At 70.2% G+C, this 26,292-nt stretch carries 25 protein-coding genes; 6 read left to right on the plus strand and 19 right to left on the minus strand.

Features of this window, described 5'->3' with window-relative positions; translation table 11 throughout:
• Nucleotides 1–150 precede the first annotated feature (150 nt).
• On the plus strand, nucleotides 151–1,308 hold the full coding sequence (locus ACESM1_RS24175) for an EAL domain-containing protein (RefSeq protein WP_372623787.1): 1,158 nt from the start codon (nucleotides 151–153) through the stop codon (nucleotides 1,306–1,308).
• Here the strand turns inward: ACESM1_RS24175 and ACESM1_RS24180 are convergent.
• The 10 genes from ACESM1_RS24180 to ACESM1_RS24225 form a co-directional block, all read right to left on the minus strand.
• Nucleotides 1,284–2,453, minus strand: a complete 1,170-nt coding sequence (locus ACESM1_RS24180) for an iron-containing alcohol dehydrogenase (protein ID WP_372623788.1) — start codon at nucleotides 2,451–2,453, stop codon at nucleotides 1,284–1,286. The genes ACESM1_RS24175 and ACESM1_RS24180 overlap by 25 nt on opposite strands.
• Before the next feature lie 56 nt (nucleotides 2,454–2,509).
• The gene (locus ACESM1_RS24185) at nucleotides 2,510–3,574 is read right to left on the minus strand and encodes an ABC transporter ATP-binding protein (protein WP_372623789.1); all 1,065 of its coding nucleotides are present in this window, start codon (nucleotides 3,572–3,574) and stop codon (nucleotides 2,510–2,512) included.
• Nucleotides 3,571–4,572, minus strand: coding sequence for an ABC transporter ATP-binding protein (locus tag ACESM1_RS24190; RefSeq protein ID WP_372623790.1), 1,002 nt, complete (start codon nucleotides 4,570–4,572; stop codon nucleotides 3,571–3,573). The genes ACESM1_RS24185 and ACESM1_RS24190 overlap by 4 nt, the downstream gene beginning before the upstream one ends.
• Before the next feature lie 64 nt (nucleotides 4,573–4,636).
• Nucleotides 4,637–6,070, minus strand: coding sequence for an amidohydrolase family protein (locus tag ACESM1_RS24195; RefSeq protein ID WP_372623791.1), 1,434 nt, complete (start codon nucleotides 6,068–6,070; stop codon nucleotides 4,637–4,639).
• Entirely contained in the window at nucleotides 6,067–6,330 is a 264-nt protein-coding gene (locus tag ACESM1_RS24200) for a hypothetical protein (RefSeq protein WP_372623792.1), read from the minus strand. The genes ACESM1_RS24195 and ACESM1_RS24200 overlap by 4 nt, the downstream gene beginning before the upstream one ends.
• A complete protein-coding gene (locus tag ACESM1_RS24205) occupies nucleotides 6,330–6,941 on the minus strand; it encodes a LysE family translocator (protein WP_372623793.1) in 612 nt (203 codons plus the stop codon). The genes ACESM1_RS24200 and ACESM1_RS24205 overlap by 1 nt, the downstream gene beginning before the upstream one ends.
• Before the next feature lie 55 nt (nucleotides 6,942–6,996).
• Nucleotides 6,997–8,589, minus strand: a complete 1,593-nt coding sequence (locus ACESM1_RS24210; RefSeq protein ID WP_372623794.1) for an ABC transporter substrate-binding protein — start codon at nucleotides 8,587–8,589, stop codon at nucleotides 6,997–6,999.
• Between the two features lie 24 nt (nucleotides 8,590–8,613).
• Nucleotides 8,614–9,480: an ABC transporter permease gene (locus tag ACESM1_RS24215; protein WP_372623795.1), complete on the minus strand. Its 867-nt coding sequence runs from the start codon at nucleotides 9,478–9,480 to the stop codon at nucleotides 8,614–8,616.
• On the minus strand, nucleotides 9,477–10,418 hold the full coding sequence (locus tag ACESM1_RS24220; RefSeq protein ID WP_372623796.1) for an ABC transporter permease: 942 nt from the start codon (nucleotides 10,416–10,418) through the stop codon (nucleotides 9,477–9,479). The genes ACESM1_RS24215 and ACESM1_RS24220 overlap by 4 nt, the downstream gene beginning before the upstream one ends.
• A complete protein-coding gene (locus tag ACESM1_RS24225) occupies nucleotides 10,418–12,043 on the minus strand; it encodes an amidohydrolase (RefSeq protein ID WP_372623797.1) in 1,626 nt (541 codons plus the stop codon). The genes ACESM1_RS24220 and ACESM1_RS24225 overlap by 1 nt, the downstream gene beginning before the upstream one ends.
• Nucleotides 12,044–12,193: 150 nt before the next feature.
• On the opposite strand from ACESM1_RS24225, the gene ACESM1_RS24230 reads away from it, so the two are divergent.
• Nucleotides 12,194–13,795 (plus strand): ABC transporter substrate-binding protein, encoded by a 1,602-nt coding sequence (locus ACESM1_RS24230; protein ID WP_372623798.1) that lies wholly within the window; start codon nucleotides 12,194–12,196, stop codon nucleotides 13,793–13,795.
• A 39-nt stretch (nucleotides 13,796–13,834) separates the two neighbouring features.
• On the opposite strand, the gene ACESM1_RS24235 is transcribed toward ACESM1_RS24230, so the two are convergent.
• The gene (locus tag ACESM1_RS24235; protein ID WP_372623799.1) at nucleotides 13,835–14,845 is read right to left on the minus strand and encodes a dimethylarginine dimethylaminohydrolase family protein; all 1,011 of its coding nucleotides are present in this window, start codon (nucleotides 14,843–14,845) and stop codon (nucleotides 13,835–13,837) included.
• A gap of 107 nt (nucleotides 14,846–14,952) precedes the next feature.
• Between ACESM1_RS24235 and ACESM1_RS24240 the strand changes: the two genes are divergently transcribed.
• Complete coding sequence (locus tag ACESM1_RS24240) at nucleotides 14,953–15,495, plus strand: GNAT family N-acetyltransferase (RefSeq protein WP_372623800.1); 543 nt, start codon at nucleotides 14,953–14,955, stop codon at nucleotides 15,493–15,495.
• A gap of 7 nt (nucleotides 15,496–15,502) precedes the next feature.
• Here ACESM1_RS24240 and ACESM1_RS24245 read toward each other — a convergent pair whose 3' ends face one another.
• The 6 genes from ACESM1_RS24245 to ACESM1_RS24270 are packed head-to-tail and all read right to left on the minus strand — an operon-like array spanning nucleotide 15,503 to nucleotide 21,104.
• Complete coding sequence (locus ACESM1_RS24245) at nucleotides 15,503–16,294, minus strand: ABC transporter permease (RefSeq protein WP_372623801.1); 792 nt, start codon at nucleotides 16,292–16,294, stop codon at nucleotides 15,503–15,505.
• 2 nt (nucleotides 16,295–16,296) lie between these two features.
• Nucleotides 16,297–17,139, minus strand: a complete 843-nt coding sequence (locus ACESM1_RS24250) for an ABC transporter permease (protein WP_372623802.1) — start codon at nucleotides 17,137–17,139, stop codon at nucleotides 16,297–16,299.
• Nucleotides 17,139–18,239, minus strand: coding sequence for an ABC transporter ATP-binding protein (locus tag ACESM1_RS24255; RefSeq protein ID WP_372623803.1), 1,101 nt, complete (start codon nucleotides 18,237–18,239; stop codon nucleotides 17,139–17,141). The genes ACESM1_RS24250 and ACESM1_RS24255 overlap by 1 nt, the downstream gene beginning before the upstream one ends.
• Nucleotides 18,239–19,009, minus strand: coding sequence for a class II aldolase/adducin family protein (locus tag ACESM1_RS24260; RefSeq protein ID WP_372623804.1), 771 nt, complete (start codon nucleotides 19,007–19,009; stop codon nucleotides 18,239–18,241). The genes ACESM1_RS24255 and ACESM1_RS24260 overlap by 1 nt, the downstream gene beginning before the upstream one ends.
• A complete protein-coding gene (locus ACESM1_RS24265) occupies nucleotides 19,009–19,956 on the minus strand; it encodes a 2-hydroxyacid dehydrogenase (RefSeq protein WP_372623805.1) in 948 nt (315 codons plus the stop codon). The genes ACESM1_RS24260 and ACESM1_RS24265 overlap by 1 nt, the downstream gene beginning before the upstream one ends.
• 38 nt (nucleotides 19,957–19,994) lie before the next feature.
• On the minus strand, nucleotides 19,995–21,104 hold the full coding sequence (locus ACESM1_RS24270) for an extracellular solute-binding protein (RefSeq protein ID WP_372623806.1): 1,110 nt from the start codon (nucleotides 21,102–21,104) through the stop codon (nucleotides 19,995–19,997).
• 109 nt (nucleotides 21,105–21,213) lie between these two features.
• Here ACESM1_RS24270 and ACESM1_RS24275 point away from each other — a divergent pair, with 109 nt between their 5' ends.
• The 3 genes from ACESM1_RS24275 to ACESM1_RS24285 are packed head-to-tail and all read left to right on the plus strand — an operon-like array spanning nucleotide 21,214 to nucleotide 25,038.
• Complete coding sequence (locus ACESM1_RS24275) at nucleotides 21,214–22,536, plus strand: NAD(P)/FAD-dependent oxidoreductase (RefSeq protein WP_372623807.1); 1,323 nt, start codon at nucleotides 21,214–21,216, stop codon at nucleotides 22,534–22,536.
• Nucleotides 22,533–24,149, plus strand: coding sequence for an amidohydrolase (locus ACESM1_RS24280; RefSeq protein WP_372623808.1), 1,617 nt, complete (start codon nucleotides 22,533–22,535; stop codon nucleotides 24,147–24,149). The genes ACESM1_RS24275 and ACESM1_RS24280 overlap by 4 nt, the downstream gene beginning before the upstream one ends.
• Before the next feature lie 55 nt (nucleotides 24,150–24,204).
• Entirely contained in the window at nucleotides 24,205–25,038 is an 834-nt protein-coding gene (locus ACESM1_RS24285) for a DMT family transporter (protein ID WP_372623809.1), read from the plus strand.
• Nucleotides 25,039–25,048: 10 nt separating this feature from the next.
• Here the strand turns inward: ACESM1_RS24285 and ACESM1_RS24290 are convergent, their stop codons facing one another.
• Together ACESM1_RS24290 and ACESM1_RS24295 are read right to left on the minus strand one after the other, a co-directional pair.
• Nucleotides 25,049–25,474 carry an acyl-CoA thioesterase gene (locus tag ACESM1_RS24290; protein WP_372623810.1) on the minus strand — a complete coding sequence of 142 codons (426 nt, stop codon included), beginning with the start codon at nucleotides 25,472–25,474 and terminating at the stop codon, nucleotides 25,049–25,051.
• A 97-nt stretch (nucleotides 25,475–25,571) separates the two neighbouring features.
• A complete protein-coding gene (locus tag ACESM1_RS24295; RefSeq protein ID WP_372623811.1) occupies nucleotides 25,572–26,183 on the minus strand; it encodes a hypothetical protein in 612 nt (203 codons plus the stop codon).
• Nucleotides 26,184–26,292: the final 109 nt, after the last annotated feature.

Raw genomic sequence — 26,292 nt, forward strand, 5'->3', positions numbered from 1 at the left:
TGCGCGACACGGATCAACTGTTGCGACGTTTCCCACGACAATCTAGCGATTTGAGACCATTTTTGCCGAGTCGAGCCCTGCATGCCGCCTTCCGGCGCCTTCGAAACCCTGATGCCGGCCGCGGACCCGCCCTCGTTGGACGCCGACCGGATGCTTAGGCGCGCGCGACGCAGCCCGCTCGATCCGTCGAGCCTGGTGCTCGTGGCCAGCGACCCGCTGGTGATCGCCGCCGCGCGCGACGCATCGCGCCGCCTGCACGGCCCGCGCGCGATCCAGATCGTGTCCGGCGCCGAAGCCCTGCACCGCCTGGTCGGCCCGGGCCAGCCGCCGAGCCATATGGTGCTGCAGGGCGGCGCGGCCGGCGCCATGCTGCTCTCCGCCGCGCGCGACCGGTTCAGCGCGACCGAGGTGATCGTCGTCGCCCGCCCCGGCGAGGAGGTGCCCGCAGGGCTGCGCGCCGTGCCCGCTGTCGGCGCCCGCCTGGCCGAGGCGCTGGCGGCGCCGCGCCCGCCGCATGCCGCGCCGGCCGGCGATGCGGCGGCGCTCGCCGCCGGGCTCGCCCGCGGCGAGATCACCGTGCGCTTCCAGCCGGTGGTGCGCCTGGCCGATCGCCGGCCCGTCATGGTGGAGGCGCTGGCGCGCTGGGAACGGCCGGAGGCGGCGCATGGCGCCGGTGCCTTCATCGCCATGGCGGAAGCCGCGGGGCTGGCGACCGAACTCACCCTTGCGGTGGCGCGCCGCGCCCTGGCCGGGCTGGGCCGGAAGCGCATGCTGCTGTCCTTCAACGTCTCGCTCAGCGCGCTGCTGCGGCGGGACCTGCCGAGCCGGCTGGCCGCGATGATCGCCGAGGCCGGGGTGCATCCGGGCGACGTGCTGCTGGAACTGACCGAGAGTACCGCCGTGCGCGACACCGCCCTGCTGCGCCGCGCGCTGCAGCGGCTGGCAACCGTGGGCCTGGGCGTGCTGCTCGATGACCTCGGCCTCGACGATTCGCGCAGCGGCCTGCTGGACCTTCCCTTCCGTGGCGTGAAGCTCGACCGTGCGCTGATCGCCGCGCTGCCGCATGCGCGCCGCGCGCGTGCGCAGGTGGAGCGCCTGGTGCAGGATGCACACCGGCGCGGCCGCGTGGTGATCGCGGAGGGCGTCACCGACCCGCTGCTATGGCGCCTCACCGCCGCGGCGGGCTGCGACCTGGCGCAGGGCTTCGGCGTCGGGCGCCCGATCCTGCCCGAGGCGCTGCCCGGCTGGACCGCCGCCTGGGGCGCGGCCGCTCTGCCGGGGCGTCAGCCGGCGAAGGCTTCGCGGTAGAGCGTCACGATCTCCGCGGCATCCGGCACGCGCGGGTTGTTGCCGGGGCTGCCGGAAGCCAGTGCCTGCGCGGCCATGGTGGGCAGCAGGCCCTCCCACTTGTCAGGCGGGATGCCGTAGGCGGCGGGGGTGGGCACTTCCAGCTCGCGGTTCAGGGCGCGCAGTTCCTCGACCAGCTTCGCGCAGGCGGACTGGTCGCCTTCCCGGTCGGTGGCGACGCCCATCACCCGCGCCGCCTCGGCGTAGCGGGCGCGGCCCGCCTCCAGCCCGAAGGCGGTGACGGCAGGCAGCAGCATCGCGTTCGACATGCCGTGCGGGACGTGGAAATGCGCTCCGACCGGCCGGCTCATGCCATGCACCAGCGCGACCGAGCTGTTGGAGAAGGCGAGGCCCGCCAGCGTCGCCCCGCGCATCATCGCCTCGCGCGCGGTCGCGTCCTTCGGATCGGCCCGGACCCGGCGAAGGTTGGGCGCGATCAGCCGCATCGCGCTGCGGGCGTAGTCGTCGGCGACCGGATTGGCGCGCTTGCTGACGAAGGCTTCCAGCGCATGGGTCAGCGCGTCGATGCCGGTATCGGCGGTGATGCGCGGCGGCAGGCCGAAGGTCAGCTCATGGTCCACCACGGCGGCGAGCGGCAGCGCGCCGAGGCCGGCGATCAGCATCTTCTCGTCGCGCTCGGTGTCGGTGATGACGGTGAAGCGCGTCGCCTCGCTACCGGTGCCGGCGGTGGTGGGCACGCAGATGACAGGCAGCGCGGCAGCATTGGCGGCGGCTGGCACCTTGAAGGCACGGATATGCACCCCAGGCGGCGCCGCGGCCAGGATCGCCATCGCCTTCGCCGTATCCATCGGGCTGCCGCCGCCGAAGCCGATCAGGCAGTCATGGGAGCCGGCCTGCATCACGGCGACGCCGGCCGCGACCACGGTGTCGGTCGGGTCGGGCACGGTGTCGGAGAAGACCGTCGCCGCGACGCCGGCTTCCCGCAGGGGCGCGAGGGCGCGCTCGACCAGGCCGGAGGAGACCATGAAGGGGTCGGTGACGACCAGCGGCCGCGACAGGCCGAGCTGCGCCAGCACCTCCGCCAGCCTCCTCACGGACCCGCCGCCCATCAGCATCAATCGCGGTGCCACGAGCTGAACGACCATGCGCGCGCCCTCCCCTTGCCGTCCCGGCGGAAGCTAATGCGGGTGACGAGCGGTGCCTACCCGGTCGCGCGCCGCTCCTTCGCCGCGGCATAGAGCGCAAGCCGCCGCGCGGCGAGCGGGGCGATCCCCTCCCCGGCCACCGTTTCGTGCGCGGGCAGGTCCTCGGCGAAATGGCAGGCGCTGGCGCGGCCGGGGGCGAGCTCGCGCAGGGGCGGCACCTGCTCGCGGCAGATCGGCTGGACGAAGGGGCAGCGCGTGTGGAAACGGCAACCCGGCGGCGGGTTCATCGGGCTCGGCACGTCGCCGCCGGGCGGCGTGACGCGGCCGCGACGGCGCGGATCCGGATGCGGGATCGCGGCGAGCAGCGCGCGTGTGTAGGGGTGGCGCGGATCGGCGAAGAGGGTGCGCTTCGGCGCGGTCTCGACGATCTGGCCGAGATACATCACCGCCACCCGGTCGGCCATGTGGCGCACCACCGCCAGGTCATGCGCGATGAACAGGTAGGACAGGCCGAAGCGACCCTGCAGATCCTTCAGCAGGTTCACCACCTGCGCCTGGATCGAGACGTCCAGCGCACTCACCGGCTCGTCGCAGACCACCAGTTCGGGCTGCACCGCCAGGGCGCGGGCGATGCCGATGCGCTGCCGCTGGCCGCCGGAGAATTCGTGCGGATAACGCTGCGCATGGAAGGGTGCGAGCCCGACCAGCCGCAGCAATTCCTGCACCCGCGCGGCGCGCGAGGCGGCATCGCCGATGCCGTGCACCTCCATCGGCTCGGCGATGGTCTCGCCGACGCGCAGGCGGGGGTTGAGACTGGCATAGGGATCCTGGAACACCACCTGCACGCGGCGGCGCAGCGCCCGCAGTTCGGCGGCGCCGGTCACCGGCACGCCATCGAAGTGCACCGTGCCGGCGGTGGGCTCGATGAGCCGCAGCACCAGCCGCGCGGTGGTGGACTTGCCGCAGCCGGATTCGCCGACCAGCGCCAGCGTCTCGCCGCGCGCGATTGCGAAGGAGACACCATCCACCGCGCGCACCGTGCCGCCGCCGCCACCGAGCAGGCCGCCCTTCACGGGGTAGTGCTTCGCGAGGCCCTCGACCTCCAGCAGCGTGGTGTTCATGCGGCGAGTTCCACCGCCTGCTCGACCGGCGCGCGGATGCAGGCGGCAAGATGGCCCGGTGCGACCACCTCCAAGGGCGGCTGCGCACGGGTGCAGGCCTCGATGGCGAAGGGGCAGCGCGGGTGGAAGCGGCAGCCCTTGGGCAGGGCGAAAGGCGGTGGCACCGCGCCCTCGATCGCCAGAAGGCGTTCGCGGTCCTCGTCCAGGCGCGGGATCGAGCCGAGCAGGCCGAGCGTGTAGGGGTGCTGCGGGCTGGCGAAGATCTCCGTGGCGGCGGCGCGCTCCACCACCTTGCCGGCGTACATCACCGCCACTTCATCAGCCATCTCGGCGACCACGCCGAGGTCGTGGGTGATGAGTATGATGGACATGCCGGTCTCGGCCTGCAGCTCCCGCAGCAGGTCGAGGATCTGCGCCTGCACGGTCACGTCGAGCGCGGTCGTCGGTTCGTCGGCGATCAGCAGCGCGGGGCGACAGGCGAGCGCCATGGCAATCATCACGCGCTGGCGCATGCCGCCGGAGAGTTGGTGCGGGTAGTCGTCGAAGCGCCGCTCCGGCGAGGGGATGCGCACGCGCTTCAGCGCCTCGATCGCGCGGTCGCGCAGTTCGCCGGCGGAGGCGCGCTTGTCATGTGCGCGCATCGCCTCGGTGATCTGGCGGCCGATCGGGTGCACCGGGTTGAGGCTGGTCATCGGCTCCTGGAAGATCATCGCGACGCGGCTGCCGCGCACGTCGCGCATCTGCGCGGCGGAGAGTGTCAGCAGGTCCTGTCCCTCGAGCAGCACGCGGCCCTGCGCGATCCGCCCCGGTGCGGGGACGAGGCGCATGATGGAGAGGCTGAGCATGGACTTGCCGCAGCCGCTCTCGCCCACGATGCCGAGGGTGCGGCCGCGCGGCACCTCGAGGTCCACGCCATCCACCGCGGCGATGTCGCCGACCGAACTGCGGAAGACGGTGCGCACCCCTTCGATGCGGAGCAGCGGCGATTCGTCGGGCATCCGATTCAGGCCTCCGGTGCCCGGCCGCGTCGCGGCCTCAGCCCTGCGGTCATCGGATGCGGGTTCACGACCAGCGGAAGGTCGGGGGCGAGGTGACCTCCACCGGACGATGCGCCCAGTCCTGCGCCGGCGCGTTCTGGATGACGCGCTTCTGCGCCTCGTGCAGATGCGCCGCGGCGGCGCGGTAGTCCATCGTCACCACCTCGCCATCGGCGACAACCTTGCGGCCGTCCACGAACACGTCCTTCACCGCGCGGTCGCCGGCGGCATAGACCAGGCTGCGGACAGGATCGCGCGCCGGGCGCATCATGGGGTGCGTCACGTCCACCAGCACGAAATCGGCACGGCAGCCGGGGGCGAGGCGGCCGATATCCTCCCGCCCCAGCGCCTTCGCGCCGCCGATCGTCGCGGCGTCGAACAGCTCCGTCGTGGTCATGCTGCGCGGATCATTGGCCTGGGTGCGCGCGAGATAGGCGACGAGGCGCATCTCGTCGAGCATGTTGTGCGGATAGGTGTCGGTGCCGAGGCCCATGTTCACGCCAGCCCGCTTGTAGCGGCCGAAATGCTTCAGCGTGATGCCGCGGCGGGCGAACACCGTTGGGCAGTGCGCGACGGTGGTGCCGGTCTCGGCCAGGCGCTTCATATCGGTGTCGGTCCACCACTTCGTGCTCGGGTGATCGTCCAGGAAGATGCCGTGGCCGATGATGGAGCGGTCGGAGAGCAGCCCCATGGAGTCGAGCCAGCCGATCGGCGTCTTGCCGTGGCGGCGGGTGATCTCGTGGAACTCCACCACCGACTGCGCGGCGTGGATCTGCCAGGAGACGCCACGCTTCCCGGCCTCCTCGAAGCTCTCCTTCAGCAGCGTATCGGTGCAGGTGTCGATCTGCGCGGGCACCACCATGCCGAAGAGGCGGCCGCTCTCATGCTGCTCGGCCCGTTCGATCAGCGTCAGCGCCTCGGCCATCGCCTTCTCGCCGGCGGCCTCATCCCACTCGTACTGCACGACATGGCCGTTCTTGGTGAACCACTTCGCCGACTTGAACATCGGCGCGATGCAGACGCGCAGCCCGCTTTCCGCCAGCAGGTCGAGCCAGCCGGGATGCGCCATGGAGAGGTCCGCCACCGTCGTCACGCCGGAGAGCAGCAGCTCGGAGAGCGCGACGCGCACGCAATGCGGCACCGCTTCCGCATCGGCGCGGAAGATCGGCATGAACTCGTAGAGCGAGGAGTTGTAGAGGCCCGGGCTGCCGATCTCATCGATCAGCCCCTTGTTCATCGGCTCGCTCGACGGGTGCGAGTGGATGTTGACCAGCCCCGGCATGACCATCAGGCCCCTGCCGCTGATCTCCTCCTCCGCCGGGCCCTTGTAGCCACGGCCGACGAAGGTGAGCTTGCCGCCCTCGTAGGCGACATCGGCGTCCGGCAGGTAGATGTGCTGCCCGGTTCCGGCGTCCCAGGCGACGACGAGTTCCGCGTTGCGGATGACGGTGGTGCTCATCTCTGGTCCTCCGCGGTGCCGGGGGCATGGCAGACCGCTTCGATGTTGTGGCCGTCGGAATCGATGACGAAGGCGGCGTAGTAGCTCGGATGGCATTGCGCGCGGATCCCCGGCGCGCCGTTGTCACGCCCGCCGGCGGTGAGCGCTGCGGCGTGGAAGGCGTCCACCCACGCGCGGTCGGCGGCGGTGAAGGCAGAGTGGATACGGCCTGGCGGCGGGCCGGCAAAATCGGCGACGGCGAAGCCGAGATGATCCAGCATCAGCGCTCCTTGAGGGCAAGGCGCGCCCCGAGCGCGGCAAAGGCAGCTGCAAAGCCGCGGCGCATCCAGGCGAGCACGGACGGGCGCTGCAACACATGGCGGCGGGCCGCTGCGGCGAAGATGCCATAGACCATGAAGATGCCAAAGGTCATCGCCATGAACACGCCGGAGAGGCCGAGCATAGTCACCACGGGTTGCGCATCTTCGGCCGCGACGAATTGCGGCAGGAAGGCGAAGAAGAAGATGGAGAGCTTCGGGTTGAGCAGGTTCGCCAGGATGGCGGAGAGGATGACGGCGCCATCGCCGCGCGGCGCCCCCTCCGAGCTGACGGCGAGTGCGCCCTCGTCACGCAGCGTCATCCACGCCATCCAGAGCAGATAGGCGATGCCGGCCCAGCGCACCGCCTCGAAGGCGAGCGCGCTGGCGTGCAGCAGCGCAGCGAGGCCGGTGATGGCGGCGAGCATGTGCGGCACGATGCCGAGCGTGCAGCCGAAGGCGGCGACCACGGCCGCGCGGCGCCCCCGCGAGAGACCGGCGCCCAGCGTGATCAGCACGCCCGTGCCGGGCGAGGCGACGATCACCAGCGAAGTGAGCAGGAATTCGAGACTCATCGCTCTTGTACCGGATGCCCCGCGGGGCCGGCGCGCCGGCCCCGCGGGAGGCGGTTCAGCGCGTCAGCCGGATGTCGAGCCCCTTGTAGAGCGCAACGCCATAGATGCCATGCGCGCGCGCACCCTGGACGCGCTGCGCCGACGCCACCCACAGGCTCTCACGCGCCAGCGGCAGCCACACATTGGCTTCCGCGATCTGGCGCTGCGCCTGGGCGATGGCGGCCAGGCGATCGGCCTCGCTCAGCGCCGTGCGGGCCTGGCGCAGCAGCTCGTCGGTGCGGGGGTCGTTCCAGTTCATGCGGTTCGGCGTGGGGCGGTTGGCGCTGTCGAAGTAGAGCGAGAAGCCGTCCGTCGCGCTGATATAGGGGTAGGACATCACGAAGGCGTCGAACTCCTGCGTCGCCAGCCGGCCCCAGCCGACCGTCGCATCCCAGAGCTGCACGCGCATCTCGATGCCGACGCGGCGGAGATCCGCCTGGATGGCTTCGAGATAGCGCCGAGCCTCGGCGGTCTGCAGGCCATAGACCAGGAAGCTGGCACGCTCGCCGTTCTTCACGCGCACGCCGTCAGGGCCCATCGTCCATCCGGCGGCGTCCAGCACGCGGCGCGCCTCGTCCGGGTTGTACTGCGGCACCAACTCCGCGGCCTGGGCATCGAAGCCGGTGACGTTGGGGTTGAGGTAGGCATCGGCGGGCGCCGCGTTGCCGAACCAGGTGGCGCGAACGATGGCGTCACGGTTGACCGCCAGGTTGATCGCGCGCCGCACCTGCGGGTCGTTCATCACGGGCTTGTCCACCTTGAAGCCCATGAAGTGGTCCCAGAAGTAGTTGGGCTGCTGCGACATGCGCACCGTCGGCACGTTCCGCAGCTGCTGCACCGCAATGTGCGGGATGTACTGCGTCACATCCGCCTGGCCGGTCTGGATCGCGGCGAGGCGCGTGTTCGCCTCCGGGATCACGCGCCAGATGACGCGCTCCACCTGCGGGCGCGGGTTCTGGTAGATCGGCGGGCCCCAGCTGTAGGTGGGGTGGCGCGTCAGCACCATCTCCTGGCGAGGCGTCCAGCTGGTCCAGCAATAGGGGCCGGTGCCGTTGAAGCCTTGCACGCCAAAATTCTGGCCGAGCCGCTCCACCGTGTTGCGGTCGATCACCGAGGCGAAGAACAGCGTGAGCTGGTAGAGCAGCTCGCCATAGGGTTCCGTCAGCTCGTATTCGACTGTGTGGGGATCGCGGGCGCGAATCTCCTTCACCGGGCCGGCACGCCAGCGCACGGGGCTGCGCGTGGCAGGGTCCACCCAGCGACTGATGGAATAAACCACGTCATCCGCGGTCATCGGCCGGCCATCGCAGAAGGTGACGTCGCGGCGGAGGTGGAAGGTGTAGGTCTTGCCGTCCGGGCTGACTTCCCAGCGCTCCGCCAGGCCAGGGCGCACGGTTCGCATGTCCCAATCCAGCGAAACCAGCGTGTCGCTCATCATGTAGATGATCTCGCCGGCGCCACGCGCGGTGGAGCGGTGCGGATCGTAGCGGTCGGCGTCGATCTCGCGCATCACCACCAGCGTGTCGCGCGGCGCGGACTGCGCCGCCGCATCGCCCGCCGGCATCGCCGCCGCCGCGGCGAGCAGGAAGCTTCCCAGGATCTTCCTCATCTCTCTCCAGTCTCCCTTGTGTTTCTAGACGCGAAGCCGCGGATCGAGCGCATCGCGCAGCGCATCGCCCAGCACGTTGAAAGCCAGCACAACCGCGAAGATCACCACCGACGGGATCACGGCGATATGCGGCGCGAAGAACAGGAAGTTGCGCCCCTCGCTCGCCATCGCGCCGAGTTCCGCGATCGGCGGCTGGGCGCCAAGGCCGAGAAAGGATAGTGCCGAGCCGAGCAGGATCACCTGGCCGAAGCGCAGCGTGGCGAAGACGAAGATCGGCGAGAGGCAATTCGGCGCCAGATGGCGGCGGATCAGCCGCGCATCGGACATGCCCTGCGCGCGCGCCGCCTCGATGTAGTCCTGCTGCATCACCACCAGCGCTGCGCCGCGCACGATGCGCGCCATCAGCGGCACGGTCGCGATCGAGAGCGCCAGCACCACCGAGAACAGCCCCGGCCCGAAGATCGCAGCGATCGCGAGCCCGAACAGGATCGCTGGAAAGGAGAGCAGCACATCCATCAGCCGCATGATGATGCCGTCGAGGCGCTTGTAGAAGGCGGCGACGAAGCCGAGCATCGCGCCGACGCTGCCACCCGCCGCCACCGCCGCGACGCCCATCAGCAGCGTGACGCGCAGGCCGAACAGCAGCCGCGTGATCATGTCCCGCCCCTGGGTATCGCCGCCGAGCGGCAGGCCCTCGCTGCCTGGCGGCTGCATCGCCTTCGAGAGGTCGTTGTCGAAGGGGTCGGTCGGCGCCAGCCAGGGCGCGAAGACCGCGGCCAGCACGATCGCCAGCGCGAAGGCCGCCGCCACCGCGGCACCGGGATCGCGCAGGATCAGCTTCAGCACGCCAGGGCGCCGCGGTACGGCGATGTCCGTCGTGGTCGCGCTCATGCGTGGCGAATCCGCGGATCGAGCGCGGCGTAGAGCAGGTCCACGCACAGATTGATCACGATGAAGCCCATGGACAGCACGATGATCGTCCCCTGCGCCATCGGGAAGTCCGAGGAGAGGATCGCACCCACCGCGAGCCGCCCGACGCCGGGCCAGGAGAACACCGTCTCCGTCACCACCGCGCCGCCGAGCAGGAAGCCGATCTGCAGGCCGATCAGCGTGACGACCGGGATCAGCGCGTTGCGCAATGCGTGATGCAGCACCACCAGCCGCTCCGGCAGGCCCTTCGCGCGCGCGGTGCGGACGTGGTCGGCGCCGAGCACGTCAAGCACGGCGGTGCGCGTCATCCGGGCGACGGGGCCGACGAAGACGCCGCCCAGCGTCAGCGCCGGCAGGATGATCGCGAGGAAGCCGTCCCAGGTCCAGATCGGGCCGAGCCGGCCGGTGAAGGGCAGCATCTGCCACTTGAAGCCGACGTACCAGATCAGCACCAGCCCGAGGAAGAACACCGGGATGGAACCGCCCGCGACGGTGAAGGCGGTGATCGCGCGATCGAGCAGCGAGCCGCGCATATAGGCCGCCAGCGTGCCGAGCGAGATGCCGAGCGGGATCGCCCAGACGAGACTGGCGAGCATCAGCTCCAGGGTCGGGCCGATGGTGGCGCCGAGCTCCTGCGTCACAGGCACGTTGTTGATGATGGAGACGCCGAGATCGCCCTGCACCAGCCGCCAGAGATAGAGGCCGAACTGCTCGTAGAGCGGCCGGTCGAGGCCGAGGTCCTGCCGGATCGCGGCGATCACGTCGGGTGTCGCGGTCGGGCCGGCGCGGACGATGGCGGGATCGGTCGGCACCACCTGCATCAGCAGGAAGCCGACGAGCAGCACGCCGAACATCACCGGCACCGCCATAGCCAGGCGTTCGGCGGCGTGACGCAGCATCAGGCGAGCGTCCCGTGCCGGTCGAAGGTGGGCAGGCCGTCGCGCAATGTCAGGTCGCAGCGCGTCTCACGCAGGATCTGCTCCGGCTCGGCGGCGAAGATGTCGCGCGACAGCACCGCGATGTCCGCCTGCATGCCGGGCTCCAGCGTGCCGCGGCGGTCCTCGGCGAACTGCGTGTAGGCGCCGCACCAGGTCTGGCAGTGGATGGCCTGCTCGGCGGTCAGCGCCTCCTCCGGTCCCATCACCGTGCCGCGGCTGGTCTTGCGCGTCAGCATGGTGAAGAGGTTCACGAAGGGGTCCACCGTCGAGACGGGGCAGTCGGAGCTGGCCGCGGGACGGTGCCCTTCCTCCAGCCACGTCCGCATCGGATAGGCGTGGTCGCTGCGCGCATGGCCGAGGTTGCGGATGTAGAGGTCGCCGAACTCGTACATGAAGACCGGCTGCGGCACCGGCAGGATTCCCCGGGATTTCATGCGCCGTCTTTGGTCTCGGGTCACGAACCCGCAATGCTCGATGCGGTGGCGGCGGCCGGCAAAAGGATGCGCCTCGCTGTCCGCGGCTTCCATCGCCTGCAGCACCTGCTCGATCGCCGCGTCGCCGATGGCGTGGATATCGAGCTGCCAGCCCTGCTCGTGATAGAGCTTCAGCAGCGCGTGCATCTTGTCGTCAGGGAAGGTGAAGACGCCGGTGCCGCCGCCGGCGGCTGCCAGATACGGCTCGAAAAAGGCGGCGGTCAGGCCGCCGGCGGAGCCATCGGCGAAGACCTTCACCGCGCCCCAGCGCAGCATGTCGTCGCCTTCGTTCGGGCGCAGCCCGGCCTCCCAGGCCGCTTGCGCGATGCCTTCCGGATTGCCGGCCAGCACCTGCCACATGCGCTGCCGGAGCCGGCCTGCGCGCTGCGCGGCGCGATAGGCCTCGACCTCCGCGATGCCGGCGGTCATGCCGACATTCATGTCGGTGGCGCTGGCAAAGCCGAGGCTGGCGAGGTGGTCTCCGGCGCGTTCGATGGCATCAACCATCGTCGCCTGGTCGGGCTCCGGGATCACATCCCGCACCAGCCGCATGGCGCGTTCCTGGAACAGGCCGGTGAGCGCGCCGCCGCGCCGCTCGATCACGCCGCCCTCGGGATCGGGCGTGTTGTGGCCGACGCCGGCGCGCTGCAGCGCGGCGCTGTTCGCGACACCCATGTGACCGCAGGTGCGCACGATGAAGACCGGGTTGTCCGGCGCCGCCGCGTCCAGCTCCGCGGCCGTCGGGTGGCGGCCGACATCAAGCTCGCCATGGTCGTAGCCGCGGCCGAGCACCCAGGCGCCCTTCGGCGCCGCCTGCGCAGCTTCGCGGACGCGGCGCAGCGCCTCGTGCAGGCTGCGCACCTCCTCGGCCCGTAGATTCACCTGGCCGAGCGCGAGGCCATAGGGCAGCAGGTGCATATGCGCCTCGTTGAAGGCGGGAATCGCGACCCGGCCATCAAGTGCCACCTGCCGCGCATCCGGTGCGGCCGCCCGCACCTGCTCCTCCGCGCCGATCGCCAGCACGCGCCCATCCCGTACCGCCAGCGCATCGGCGAAGCCTCCGGCCAGGCCGCGGAAGATGCGGCCGCCGGTGAAGATCAGATCCTGCTTCATCCGCCCGGACTTGAACCCTGTGCAAAGCATGTTCGAGGTTGCGCGACTGTCACGCCCGGTGCGCGAGGCGTCAACCCGGCCGCCGGCGCCGTTGCGCCCGCGGCGCCCCCGCCTGCATCATGGATGCGGCAGAAACCGAGGAGAGGTGCCATGGCTTTGGGCAGGCGATGGCTGGGGGTGGCCGCGGCGGCGGCGCTCGGCATCGGGGCGGCCGGCACGCCGGCGGTGTCCCTGGCGCAATCCCCGGCGCAATCCACGCTGCGGATCGTGCTGATCAACGACCTGGCCAGCCTCGATCCGGTGCAGTCCACCGCCGCCTTCGTGCGCAACCACGGTTTCCTGGTCTACGACCAGCTCTTCGCCTTCGACAGCCAGGGCGTGGCGCGGCCGCAGATGGTGGAGCGGCACGAGGCCGCCGCCGATGGCATGTCCCACCGCTTCACGCTGCGCGAGGGCCTCGCCTTTCATGACGGGCAGCCCGTGCGCGCCGCCGATGCCGTCGCCTCCATCCGCCGCTGGTCGCAGCGCGACGTGGTGGGACGCGCGCTGGCGGCAGCAACCGCAGCCATGGAGGTGGTGGATGATCGCACCTTCACCATCCGCCTCTCGCGCCCCTTCGCCCTGGTGACGGAGGCGCTCGCCCGCCCGACCGCCAGCGCGCTGTTCGTGATGCCGAAGCGGATCGCACAGACGCCGGCGGCCACCGCGATCACCGACGCCACCGGCAGCGGCCCCTTCATCTTCCAGGCGGACCAGTGGCGGGCGGGGGAGCGCGCGGTCTATACGCGCAACCCGAACTACCGCCCGCGCCAGGAGCCCGCCGACGGGCTGGCCGGCGGCAAGGTGGCGATGCTGGAGCGCATCGAGTGGATCTCCATGCCCGATCCCGCAACCGCGGCGGCGGCGCTGCAGGCCGGCGAGATCGACTTCATCGAGCAGCCCTCGCCCGACCTGATCCCGACGCTTGAGCGCAACCGCAGCATCCGCACCTTCGCGCTCAACCCGGTGGGCTTCATGGTGTGGCTGCGGCTCAACCATACGCAGCCGCCCTTCAACAACCCCGCGGCGCGCCAGGCGCTGCTGCACCTGATCAACCAGCAGGAGGTGCTGCAGGGCATCGGCGTGCGCGCCAGCGAGCAGGTGCCCTACTGCCCCGCCTATTTCTTCTGCGGCACGCCGCTGGAAAGCGACGCGGGCGCGCAGGGGCTGCGCGCCGTGAACCTCGACCGCGCACGGGCCCTGCTGCGCGAGGCCGGCTATGCGAACCAGCGCGTGGTGTTCATGAACGCGGCCGACCAGCCGATCAACAACGCCGCCACGCTGGTGATGTCCGAAAGCTTCCGGCGCGGCGGACTGAACATGGACGTGCCCAGCATGGACTGGGCCACGCTGACCCAGCGGCGCAACCGGCGCGATCCGGTGGACCAGGGCGGCTGGAACCTGTTCGTCACCGTGGCCAACGTGCTCGACGGGCAGAATCCGCTGACCAACCTCTACCTCGCCAGCCCCTGCGAGGGCGGGCTCGCCGGCTGGCCCTGCGACCAGCAACTGGAAGACCTGCGCCGCAGCTGGTGGGAGGAGAACGACCCGGCAAAGCGGCAGGAGATCCTGCACCGCGTGCATGCCCGCGCCTATGAGGTGCTGCCCTACATCAACGCCGGCCAGTTCCGCACCCTGGCCGCACATCGCAGCAACGTGGAGGGGATGCGGCCCACCATCATCCCGGTCTTCTGGGGCGTCACCAAGCGGTAGCCAGGTGCGCGGGGGAGCGGCGCTCCCCCGCCCTTGCCGCTACAGCGAATCGCGCACCAGCGGGCTGGTGGAGCAATGGATGCCGCCGCCGCCAAGGCCGACCTTGTCATAGGCCACCAGCCGGACCGAGACGCCGGCACGGTCCAGCGCCTCCTGCGTGCGGGGGCTGACCTGGTCGCTCATCAGCACGCGGCCAGGTGCGACCGCGAGGCAGTTGATGGCCCAGGACGGGTCCTCGTGGTTCACCGCAATCAGCTTCACGCCTTCCCGCTTGAGCTCCTCCATGAACACGAAGGGCAGCGTGGAGGGATTCACGATGGCGGTGTCGTGGTGGACCATCACGAAGGCGCCATCGATGTGCAGGCGGTAGCCTGGGATCTGCACGCGGATCAGCCGCGCGCCCTGCACCTTCAGCACCTCCTCCACCTGCCGCGCGCCCTCCTCGTTGACGCGTGAGGAGACGCCGACCACGGCCAGGTCCGGCCGGATCCAGGCGAAGCTGCCGCCTTCCATCAGCCCCGTGCCGTGGATGGTCCGCAGGATGGGCATGCCGAGCGCGGCGAGCGTCTCGGTCACCGGCGCTTCCTCGCCGCGGCGGATCTTGGGGCCCATGCGGGTGACGATGGCGCCGCCCTGCACGCCGATGCAGGAATCGCGGGTGTAGATGGATTTGTGCCGGCCGGGCGCGCAGCGCCGAAGGTAGACAACCTCCACACCCTCCTCGCGCAGCGCGGCCGCGAGCGCATCGTGCTGCTCCTGCTGTTCGGCCAGCGTCGGCAGCACCTCGCCGCGCCAATAGGCGCCGGTCTCGGGGTCGCCGAAGGCGCCGAGTTCGGGAATGCGGGGCAGCTTCTCGACCACCGCCATCTCCTCGCCCGGGCGGTGCATCAGCACCACGCGCAGCCGTCCGATGTCGGAATTGCAGCCCCAATGGCGGCCCCAGACGCGCGCCTGCTCCTCCGATACCTCGAAGGCGGGTTCGGGGACCGAGGCGAAGCGCTCGATCAACATGTTGTAGCGGTGATCGAATTCGCTCATCGCGCGGGACATGGCGGGCCTCCGGTTACAGGCGACATGGACGACATCGTTTTATGCGGGGTCACGAAATAACAGCGCAATCCGCGCTTTGTATTGCTGGGGGCGAGGAGATCGCAACGATGCCGCCCCTGATCCGCCCCGCCACGCCCGACGAATTGGAACCGCTGCTGGAGATGCAGCAGCACAGCCTGCGCGTGCTCGGCGCGCGCTTCTACCCGCGCGACGTGCTGGAAGCGGCGCTGGCGCAGATGGGCACGATGGATCCGCGGCTGATCGGCGATGGCACCTACCTGGTGGCGGAACTCAACGGACAGATCGCCGGCAGCGCCGGCTGGACGATGCGGCCGCCGAACTATGCCCGCCTGCTGCCAGAGCCGCTCTGCGCGCTGCCGGGTCGCTGTGGCGTGGTGCGCAGCGTCTATGTCGCGCCCGAGATGGCGCGGTGCGGCATCGCGCGACGGCTGATGCAGGCGGTGGAACAGCGCCTTGCCGCGATGGGCGCGGAAACGGCGGAGCTGATGGCGACGCTCTCCGGCGTGCCGCTCTATGCGGCGCTCGGCTACGAGAGGGTGTCGCGGCACGGGCTGAAGCTGGCCGAGGGGATGGAACTGGCCGTCGAGCGGATGGCACGACCGCTGACGCCGCTGCGTGCGGCGGCGTGACGCGGGCTCACCGCACATCGCGCCTCCGGCGGAGGGCCATGTCGAGCAGCAGCAGCAGCAGGGTGAACAGCACCAGCAGCACCGCCACCGCCGCCATGGCGGGATCGAGATTCTCGTTGATGCCGTCCCAGATGCGACGCGGCAGGGTGAAGACGTCGCGGCTGGCGATGAACAGCACGATCACCAGCTCGTCCCAGGAATGGATGAAGGCGAAGATCGCACCGGAGGCGATGCCCGGCGCGATGCGCGGCAGGATCACCCAGCGCAGCGTCTGGCCGAGGCTGGCGCCCATGCCGCGAGCCGCCTGCTCCAGCCGCGGGTCGAAGGCGGCGAGCGCGGTGGAGACGGTGATCACAACATAGGGAATGCCGGTGACGCCATGCGCGATGGCGACGCCAAGAAAGCGGTCCAGCAGGTCGAGCCCGGCGAAGTAGCGGTAGAGCCCGATCGCATAGACGATCGAGGGGATGATGATCGGCAGCAGCATCAGCACGCGGATCAGCTCGGTCGAGCGGCGGGAGATGCGCCAGCAGCCGATGGCACAGAGCGTGCCGGCAACCACCGCGATGACGGTCGCGGCCAGCGCGATCCAGAAGCTCTGCGCGATGGAGCCCAGCCATTCCGGCGAGGTGAGCACGGTCGCATAGTGCCGCAGCGACAATGCCTCCTTCGGCAGGGAAAGGAAGCGCTGGTCGGTCAGCGAGACCGGGATGACGATGCCGATCGGAAGCACCAGGTAGATCGCGACCAGCCAGGCCGCGCCGCGCGCGAAGCCGCCGGGGCGGAAGGCGCCGTCCATGCTCAGCGCCCCGCGCCGAAGACGCGGCGCATGTCCACGATGCGCGAGAAGACCGCCAGCGTGGCCAGGATCGCCACCACCAGGACCGTCGCCATCATGGTGCCCAGCCCCCAGCGGATGAGGTCCAGGATCTGCAGCCCGATCCACTCCGCCACCATCAGCGTCTTGCCGCCGCCGAGGATCGCGGGCGTGATGTAGAAGCCGAGCGAGAAGATGAAGACCAGCACGCCCGCAGCGATCAGCCCCGGCGCCGAGAGCGGCAGGAAGACGCGGCCGAAGATGGTGATGCGGGACGCGCCGAGCCCGCGCGCGGCGGCCAGCAGGCGCGGATCGACCTCCCGCATGGAGGCCAGCATCGGCAGCACGGCATAGGGCACCATGTAGTGCACCATGCCGACGACGATGCCGAACTCGTTCCAGACGAGTTGCAGCGGCTCGGCGATCACGCCGGCGCCCATCAGCGCTTCGTTCACCAGGCCCTGGCGGCGCAGCAGCGTGACCCAGGCGAAGGCGCGCACCAGCACGCTGATCCAGAGCGGCACCAGCACCGCCAGGATCCACCACCGCCGCTCCCGGTCGGACGCCAGCGCGATGCGGTAGGCGAGCACATAGCCCAGCAGCAGAGACAGCGCGGTGGTGATCAGGCAGATGCGCAGCGTCGTCCAGATCACGCGCTGCACGCTCTCGCTGGTGATCAGCCTCTCGTAGTTGCCGAGGCCGGGCGACGGGTCGGTGAAGGAGATCATCAGCACCTGGATGATCGGCGCCACGTAGAAGGCGGTCATCAGCAGGAAGGCCGGCAGGATCAGCAGCCACCACCCGGTCTGCCGCTGCGCTGCCGCCATCAGTCGGCATCCTCGGCAACCGGCACGCTGGCTTCGGCGCTCCAGCCGAGGCGGATGGGCAGCCCCTCGGCCGGCGCGATCGGCGCCCGCCAGGAGGGCAGCGTGACGCGCAGCACGCCGAGATCCCGTGTCGCCACCGAAAGCGCAAAGCCGGCACCCAGATAGGACCACGTCGTGATGCGGCCCTCGACCATGTTGTCCGCCGGCTCGTCTTCGGTCAGCAGCGCAATCTTCTCCGGCCGCAGCGAAAGCAGCAGCGGCATGTTGTGCGGCGGGTGCGGCTCGCCCGGTGCGACACGCTGGACGAGCCGGGTGGCGCCCGCGACGAGGTGCAGGCTGTCCGGCCCGACCGACTGCACGGTGCACTGAAGAAAGTTCGACTTGCCGAGGAAGTCCGCGACGAAGCGCGTGCGTGGGCGGTCGTAGAGTGCCGTCGGCGCGCCTTCCTGCACCAGCTTCCCGTGGTTCAGGATGGCGACGCGGTCCGAGAGCGACAGCGCCTCCTCCTGGTCGTGCGTGACGTTGACGAAGGTGCGCCCGATGCGCCGGTGCAGCGCCTTCAATTCCTCCTGCAGCTCGGCGCGCAGCTTCTTGTCGAGGGCGGAGAGCGGCTCGTCCAGCAGCAGCAGGTTGGGCTCGAACACCAGCGCGCGGGCCAGCGCGACGCGCTGTTGCTGGCCGCCCGAAAGCTGCCGCGGTAGGCGGTCGGCGAAGCGCTCGAGCTGCACCAGGTCGAGCGCGGCGCGCACCTTGGCCTCGCGCTCCGCCGCGCCCAGCTTGCGCACGCGCAGCGGGAAGGCGACGTTCTCCGCCACGGTCATGTGCGGGAACAGCGCATAGCCCTGGAACACCATCCCGAAGTCACGCTTCTCCGGCGGCAGCGCGGTGATGTCGCGGCCATCGAGCAGCACGGCGCCGGCATTGGGCGCGACGAAGCCGGCGATGCACATCAGGATCGTCGTCTTGCCGCTGCCCGAAGGCCCAAGCAGCGTCAGGAACTGCCCGCGCTCCACCTTCAGCGAGACGTCGTCCACCGCGACGAAGCTGCCGTAGCGCCTGGTGAGCCCCTGCAGCGAAAGGGCATGGCCGGAAGCGGACATCAGTCCCGGTAGTCCGGCTGCTCTCGGTCGAGCTTCCGTTTCAAGGCCTGCCAGGGCAGCCAGCCCTTGGTGGGGCCGGTGGAGAATTGCTGACGGGTGCGCGCCACCACCTCGTCCGGCGGAATTGCCAGCTTCGCGCCGGAGGATTGCGCCATGAGCTGGATGCGGCAGGCCTGCTCCAGGTACCACATCCAGTAGAACGCCTCGGCGACCGTGTGGCCGACGGTCAGCAGCCCGTGGTGGCGCAGGATCATGCAGGGCCGGTCGCCGAGGTCGCGCACCAGCCGCTCGCGCTCGGAGAGGTTGTCATCGGCGGCCACGCCCTCGTAGGCGTGCAGCGCGACCCGGCCATCGAACTCCATCATCATCTGGTTCAGCGGAACCAGGCCGCCTTCCTGCGCCGCCACCGCCATGCCGGCCAGCGTGTGGGTGTGCATCACGCACTGCGCGCTCTCGCGGCCCATATGGATGGCGGAGTGGATGACGAAGCCCGCGGGGTTGACTGGCCAGGACGTGGCCTGCTTCGGCTCGCCCTCGGCATCCACCAGGACGAGGCTGGAGGCGGTTATCTCCTCGAACAGCAGGCCGTAGGGGTTCACCAGGAAGCGGTGCCCCTCCCCCGGAACGCGCACCGAGAGATGGGTGAAGACCAGGTCGGTCATGCCGAACAGCGCGATCAGCCGATAGGCCGCGGCGAGCTCCTCGCGCAACTCGCGCTCGGTGGGCACGTGGCCCGGGTCGGGACGGACGGGCGGCGGTGGGAGTGGCATCAATAGCCCCGGTCGTGATCGTAGGTGTTGGGCAGCTTCTCGCCCCGCTCATGCGCGGCGATCAGCTTGGCGACATATGCCACCCGCTCGCTGCGCGGCGGCAAGCTGGCGAGATGGGAGGTGACGAGCAGCTTCGGATGCGCCCAGGCGGGATGCTCGGGTGGCAGCGGCTCCTGCTCGAAGACGTCGAGCACGGCGCCGGAGAGTTTTCCCGAGTCCAGCGCCGCCAGGATGTCCTCGATGCGTTGCTGGCTGCCGCGGCCGACATTCACCAGCGCCGCGCCATCCTTCATGCCATCGAGCAGCGGCTTCGAAAGGATGCCGCGCGTCTCCGGCGTGGCCGGCAGCAGGCAGACGACGATGTCGCTCATGGCCAGGAAGGCGCCGCGCTCCGCCGCGGCCACGAAGCTGCGCACGCCCGGCACCTCCTTCGGCGTGCGTGACCAGCCGATGACGGTGAAGCCGATGCCTTGCAGCATCCGCGCCGCCGCACCGCCCATATGGCCGAGGCCCATGATGCCGACGGTGGTATCGGTCGCCGTCTGCTCCGGCTCGAAATAGTCCCAGCGGCGCGCCGCCTGCGCCATGCCGATGCGCCGCGCGCCCTTGAGCAGCGAAAGCGCGGCCCAGGTGACGTATTCGCCCATGCGCTGCGCCGCGCCGGGCGTGGCCATGCGCACCAGTGGCACATGCCGAGGCAGGTCGGGGTCGCTGGCGATGAAATCCACGCCGGCGCCGCTGCCGAAGATCACCTCGAGCTTCGGCAGGCGTCCGAGGCGTCCTGGCTCGGGGTCCCACACCAGCACGTATCGCACCGCGGCGGGATCAACCGTCGCGTCGTCCCACCAGCGTACGTCGAGGTCCGGCGCGAGGATCGCGAAATGCCGTTGCCATTCCGGCATCGCGGCTTCGCCGCCGGACTTCACCAACAGGACAGGCTTCGTCACCACTCCCCCGAACTCGCTGCTCCGCGAGGGTTCTGCCGTCAGCCGGTGACCATGTCGATATAGTCGGCATTGGCCTGCGCGTAGTTCTGCCCCCACCAGCGGCCGTCCTGCGCCACCTGCACGCGGGCATTCGCCGGATCGGTCGGGTTGTACTGGCGGAACTCGGCGGGCACGAGCGCGGCAGCGCGCGGGTTGGTCGGGCCGTTGCCGAGGAACTGCAGCAGCCCGACCTGCGCCTCGGCGTTCGCGAGCATCGAGGCCAGCAGCTTCTGCACGAGGTCACCGCCCGGGTTGCCGCGCGGGTTGACGAAGATGCCGGGCTGCAGGATGCCCTGGTTCCACACGCGCTTGAAGCGGCCGTTGCTCTCGGCCTCGAGCACCTTGGCGCGGGTGTGCCAGATCTGGCCCATCACCGCCTCGCCGGTGCGGATGAACTGCTCGGATTCCGAACCGGAGGTCCAGAACACGCAGTTCCGCCGGATCTCGCGCACCTTCGCGATGCAGGCGCGGATGTCGAGCGGGTAGAGGTTCGCCGGATCCTTGCCCAGCGCCATCTGCGCCGCATCCAGCGCGCCGGCGGCGTCACGCCGCAGAAGGCGCGTGCCGGGGAAGCGCTGCAGGTCCCAGAAATCCGCCCAGCTCTGCGGGCCGCCATTGGGGAACTTGCTGCTGTCGTAGACGAGCACGTTGCTGAACGAATAGGGCGCAGCGCCGTGCTCCAGCGCAAAGGTCGGGCCGATCACGTCCTCGCGCTTCACGACGGAGTAGTCCACCTTGTTCAGCAGGTTCATCCCGCCGAGCAGGTAGGAGCTGGTCGCCGAGCTGTCGCAGATGTCCCAGGTGACGCGCCCGCTCTCCACCATGGAACGGATGCGGCCGGCGGAGGGGCCGGTGCTGTCCTGCACGACGCGCACGCCTGGATTCGCTGCCGCGAAGGGCTCGCCGTAGAAGCGGCCGAAGCCCTGGTTGGCGATGCCGCCCCAGTTCACCATCACCAGCTGCCGCTCCTGCGCCGCCGCCTCTCCGGGCGCGAGCGCGGTGCCGGCGCCAAGCGCGGCGAGGCCTGAAAGAAGCGTACGGCGGCTGACCTGGCCGCGGCGGAACTTCTCGAAAGCCAGTTCGACGCAATCCTGCTGGAAGCTCTGCATGCCCCGTCTCCGTTCGTTCTGCTCGCCGTCCCGGCTGGTCCCCTTGATCCCGGCTCGCGCCGGCGGGAACCTGCTGCCGACAGTGAAACCCGGGACGCGCGCGGCGGCAATGACCGATCTTCATCCAAGTTTCGCCCCTGGCTTCCAGGCCCGCCCCTGGTGGTGGGAGGCCGCCGAGCCGCCGGACCGCGACGCGCCGCTGCCCGACCACGCCCAAGTGGCGATCGTCGGCGGCGGCTATGCGGGCCTGTCCGCCGCGTTGACGCTGCGCCGGCTCGGCCACCAGGCGGTGGTGCTGGATGCCGAACGGATCGGCTGGGGCGCCTCCTCGCGCAATGGCGGCATGGTCTCGGGCGGGCTGAAGGTGGCGAGCGGCACGCTGGAGAAGACGCTCGGGAAGGAGGAGGCGCGGCGCATCGCGCTGACCTGTGCCGCGAGCTTCCCCTTCATCGAGGAGACGATCGCGCGCGAGGGCATCGAGTGCGACTATGTTCGCTGCGGCCGCTATGTCGGCGCCTGGACGCCCGCCCATTACGAGGCGATGGCCAGCAAGGTGGCCTGGATCGCCGAGATCACCGGCCTGCCCGCCGAGATGATTCCGAAGTCGCGCCAGCGCGAATTCCTCGGCAGCGATCACTACCACGGCGGCATGGCGGCGGCGGCGACCGGCAGCCTGCATCCCGGCAAGTATGCGCGTGGCCTGGCCGCGGCGGCGGAACGCGCGGGCGCGGTGCTGGTCGATGGCGTGCGCGTAAAGGGCATCGCGCAGCAAGGCGGCGGCTTCCGCATCGCCACCGACAAGGGCGAGCTTTCCGCCGATGCGGTGCTGGTGGCGACCAACGGCTATTCGCTGGATCGCCGCGGCACGGCGAGCCCCTGGCTGGCGCGCCGGCTGGTGCCGCTCAACTCCTACATCATCGCCACCGAGGAACTGCCGCAGGAGGTGATCGACCGGCTGTTTCCCGGCCGGCGGATGATCAGCGACAGCAAGCGCGTGCTGAACTATTTCCGCCCCTCGCCGGATGGCAGGCGCGTGCTGTGGGGTGGCCGCGCGAGTTTCCGCAGCGTCACCGCCCAGGACAGCGCGCCGGTGCTGCATGCGACGATGACCGACACCTTCCCGGAGTTGCGCGACAGCCGCATCACCCATGCCTGGACCGGCTATGTCGCCTTCACCTTCGACGGGCTGCCCCATATCGGCGTGCAGGACGGCATCCACTACGCCGCCGGCTGCCAGGGCAGCGGCGTGGCGATGGCCACCTGGCTCGGCCACAACGCGGCGCTGAAGATCGCGGGCGCGGCGAATGAGCGCTTCGCGCTGGATGGCCTGCCCTTCCCGACGCGGCCGACCTACAACGGCCACCCCTGGTTCCTGCCGCTGGTCGGCGGGTGGTACAAGTTGCGCGACCGGCTCGACAGGATGGCAGCATGAACGCGGATTTCGTCGTCCTCGGCGGGCGCATCGCCACGATGGATGCGGCCGGCACCGAATGCAGCGCGCTCGCCGCGCATGGCGGGCGCATCGTCGCGCTCGGCGATGACGATGCGATGCGCGGGCATATCGGCCCCGGCACCACCGTGCTGCATGCCGAGGGCCGCCGCGTGCTGCCCGGCATCGTGGACAGCCACGCGCATCCGGATGCCTACGCCATCCGCCTGCGCAGCTGGAGGCTGGTCTCGCCCGACCGCGTGCGCTCGCGCGAGGAACTGCTGGAGACCATCCGCCGGCGCTGCGCGGAACTGCCACCGGGCCGATGGGCAGCCTTCTACCGCCTCAACGAGCGCGCTTCCGGCGGCTATCCGACGCTGGAGGAGCTGGATGCGGCCAGCGCTGGGCGCCCCATCTTCATCCTGCGCACCGACGGTCATCTGGGCCTCGCGAACCGCGCCGCCTTCGCCGCCTGCGGCATCACCGCGCAGACGCGCGACCCGCCCTATGGCCGCTTCGACAAGCTGGCGGATGGCTCGCTGACGGGCCTGGTGCGGGAGACGGCGGCGCACATCTTCCTCAATGCCGTCCACGGGCAGGATTCCGAATCCGACATCGCCGAGGGCATGGAGCTGGTGCAGGACCAATGCCTGGCGGCGGGGATCACCTCGGTCGCCAACTCGCTCTGCCCGACCACGGCAATTCGTGCGTACCAGCAGATGCATCGCGATGGCCGGTGGCGGATGCGCATGGGCATCATCGCCTCCGGCCGCGACGAGCCGCTGGTGCCGCACCTGATCGGCGCCGGCATCCGCTCCGGCTTCGGCGACGAATTTCTCCGAGTCGTCGGCGTGGAGTGGTGCCCGGACTGCTCGACCTCCGGCCGCACCGCCGCCTATTGGGAGCCGTATCTCGGCACGCCCGTGCCCGGCGAGCCGGTGCCCAACACCGGCATGCTGCTCTACGAGAAGGAGGACCTGATCCGGCGCGCCAGTGCCGCGCACGCTGCCGGGCTGCAGGTGATGATCGAGGGCGTCGGCGACCGCGGCATCGACTTCGCACTCGACGTGATGGAAGCCGCGCTGCGCGCGCATTGGGTGGATGACCACCGGATGCGCGTCGAGCATTGCTGCTACGTGACCCCATCCATCCTCGCGCGGCTGAAGCGCGGCGGCTTCGTGGACAGCTCCGCCACCGGCTTCATGGACGAGCTTGGCGAGGCCTACGCCGCCAATCGCGGGCAGGAGGCGATGCGCTGGATGTGGCCGCATCGCAGCCTGATCGACGCCGGCGTGCCGGCACCCGGCCATTCCGATTTCGCGGTCTGCCGTGTCTCGCCCTGGACGGCCATCGCCGCGATGGTGAACCGCCGCACCACCACCGGCGCCGACCTCGACGCACGCGAGGCGGTCACGCCGCGGGAGGCGGTGCACGCCTATACCTGGCTTGGCGCCTGGGCGCAGCGCGAGGAGCACGAGAAGGGCTCGCTGGAAGCCGGCAAGCTCGCCGATCTGGTCGTGCTCGACCGCGACGTGCTGGATGGCGACCCGGCCGCGGTCGCCGGGACGCAGGTGATGGCGACGGTGGTCGGCGGCGTGGTGCGCCATCGCGCCTGATCGCGGGCCGCCGGGTCCGGGCGCGCTGCCGCCCGGCGCGGCTGCGCTGCTGGTTGTGCTCTGCGCCAGCTGGGGACTGGCGCAGATCGCGGTGAAGCTGGGCCTCGCGGGCATTTCGCCGATGGTGCAGGCGGGGCTGCGGTCCTGCCTGGCGGTGCCGCTGCTGCTGGCCTGGTGCCATTGGCGCGGCGTGGCGGTGCTGCGGCGGGACGGCACGCTCGGCGCCGGGCTGCTGGCCGGCGTGCTGTTCACCGGCGAATTCTGGGCGCTCTACGAGGGCCTGGGGCTGACCACCGCGGCGCGCAGCACGGTACTGCTCTACACCGCGCCATTCTGGGCGACGCTGGGGGCGCATTGGCTGGTGCCGGGCGACCGGCTGACGGTGCGCAAGCTGGCCGGCCTTCTGCTGGCCTTCGCCGGGCTGCTGGTGGCCTTCGCGGATCGTCTCGGCGCGCCAATGGACGCGACGATGCGCGGCGACCTGCTCTCGCTGCTGGCCGGCATCTGCTGGGGCGCGACGATCGTGGTGATCAAGGCGAGCGGGCTGACGCGAATCGCCGCGGAGCGGACGCTGCTGTACCAGCTGGCGGTCGCCGCGGCGCTGCTGCCGCTCGGGCTGGCGATGGGCGAGCCGGGCATCTTCGCGCCGACGCCGCTGGTCTGGGGGGCGCTGGCCTTCCAGGCGGTGGGAATCGCCGTGATTTCCTACGTCGCCTGGTTCTGGCTGGTGGCGCGGTACCGCGCCTCGGCGCTGGCGCCCTTCATGTTCCTGACGCCGGTCCTGGCAGTGATCGCCGGCGCCGCCGTGCTTGGCGAGCCGGCCGGGATGCCGCTGCTGGTGGCGCTGGTGCTGATCGGCGCCGGGATCTGGGTGGTGAACCGCGGCTGAAGCGGTGCCTTCAGCCGCGCTTGAGAGCGAGTCGCTTCGGCGCCTCGTCCACCTTCGCCGCCGCGAAGCGCGCCAGCACATCCTCCGGCCAGGTCGAGGCGCGCCGCGCCGCGAGATCCACGCAGAGATACAGCACCTCGTTCTCGGCCGAGAGCCAGCCTTCCTCGGCATGGTAGAGCCTGTGCCGCAGCAGCATCCGCCGGTTGTCGTAGGCCAGCACCGCGCTCTCGGCCGAAAGCGGCGTGTCCAGCATGACTTCGCGGAGATAGGCCTGCCAGGATTCCACCGCGAAGGTGCCGAGCCCTCGCGCGCGGAAGCCTTCGCCGAGGTGCAGCGCTGGCCAGAGCGCGTCGGTCGCAAGGTCGAAGGCCACCAGGTAGTAGGCGAGGTTCATGTGGCCGTAGTGGTCCACCCATTCCTGGCGGACACGGACCAACTCCGAACGCTTTGAATCCTGGGCCTTTTCTGTCGGCCGGTCAACGTCCGCCCCCACACGCGCCCCCGCACGTTTGCCCCAACACCTCACCAAGCGATTACGGCAGAGCGTAGCTCTGGCCGTCGAAGCGGTTCGGAACGCCCAAGATCGGGGCGATGTGCCCCGCGAACGCAAGCGCCGTAGTGACTGCCCATTTCGCAGCTCCGTAGGTGATGAACCCATAGGGGAACTGAAACGCCGTCGCATATGGCGCATACACTGGAATGCGCTGCTTCAGTGCCCTGACCCACTTACTATCGTGGACTTCCTCATGGTCCCAGGCTGGTTTGAAGTGGATAAGCCGGTTCCGGAAAACGAAGAGGAGGTTGGCCTCCTCCCATTCTGTGCGCCCTCTGTCTGGTACTTGGCCAAACACCAATGCCACATGACGGCACTTGTCCAGCGTGTTGCTCGCGCTGCTATCCTTCAGCTCCCGCAGGAGAACCTTCTGAGCGTCTGTGGCTTGAGCAGTTCCCATGCCGTCCAAGATGTCCTGGATGGCCTCGTTTGCCTGAGCCTCAACAGCAGCTGCTGCCATGATGACCGCCATAGGCACAGCGTGAAGCAGCTCGTCGAACCAAGGCCCGTGTTCGGCACTGCTATTGGCGACCTCTACCTCGTGCGCCCGGCGTGCCGCCTTCACGGCAGCATGTAGGTGGTGAATCGCCAAATTGGATCGCACGCTAGACCATTATTGGCCTGACTGTGCATAGCCGCAGTGTCGCAGGTAGTCGGTGCATTCTTCGGGGCTGAAGCGGTCAAGGAGGTTGCCGATGGCG

The organism is Falsiroseomonas sp. (assembly GCF_041690465.1).
Lineage (GTDB): Bacteria > Pseudomonadota > Alphaproteobacteria > Acetobacterales > Acetobacteraceae > Falsiroseomonas.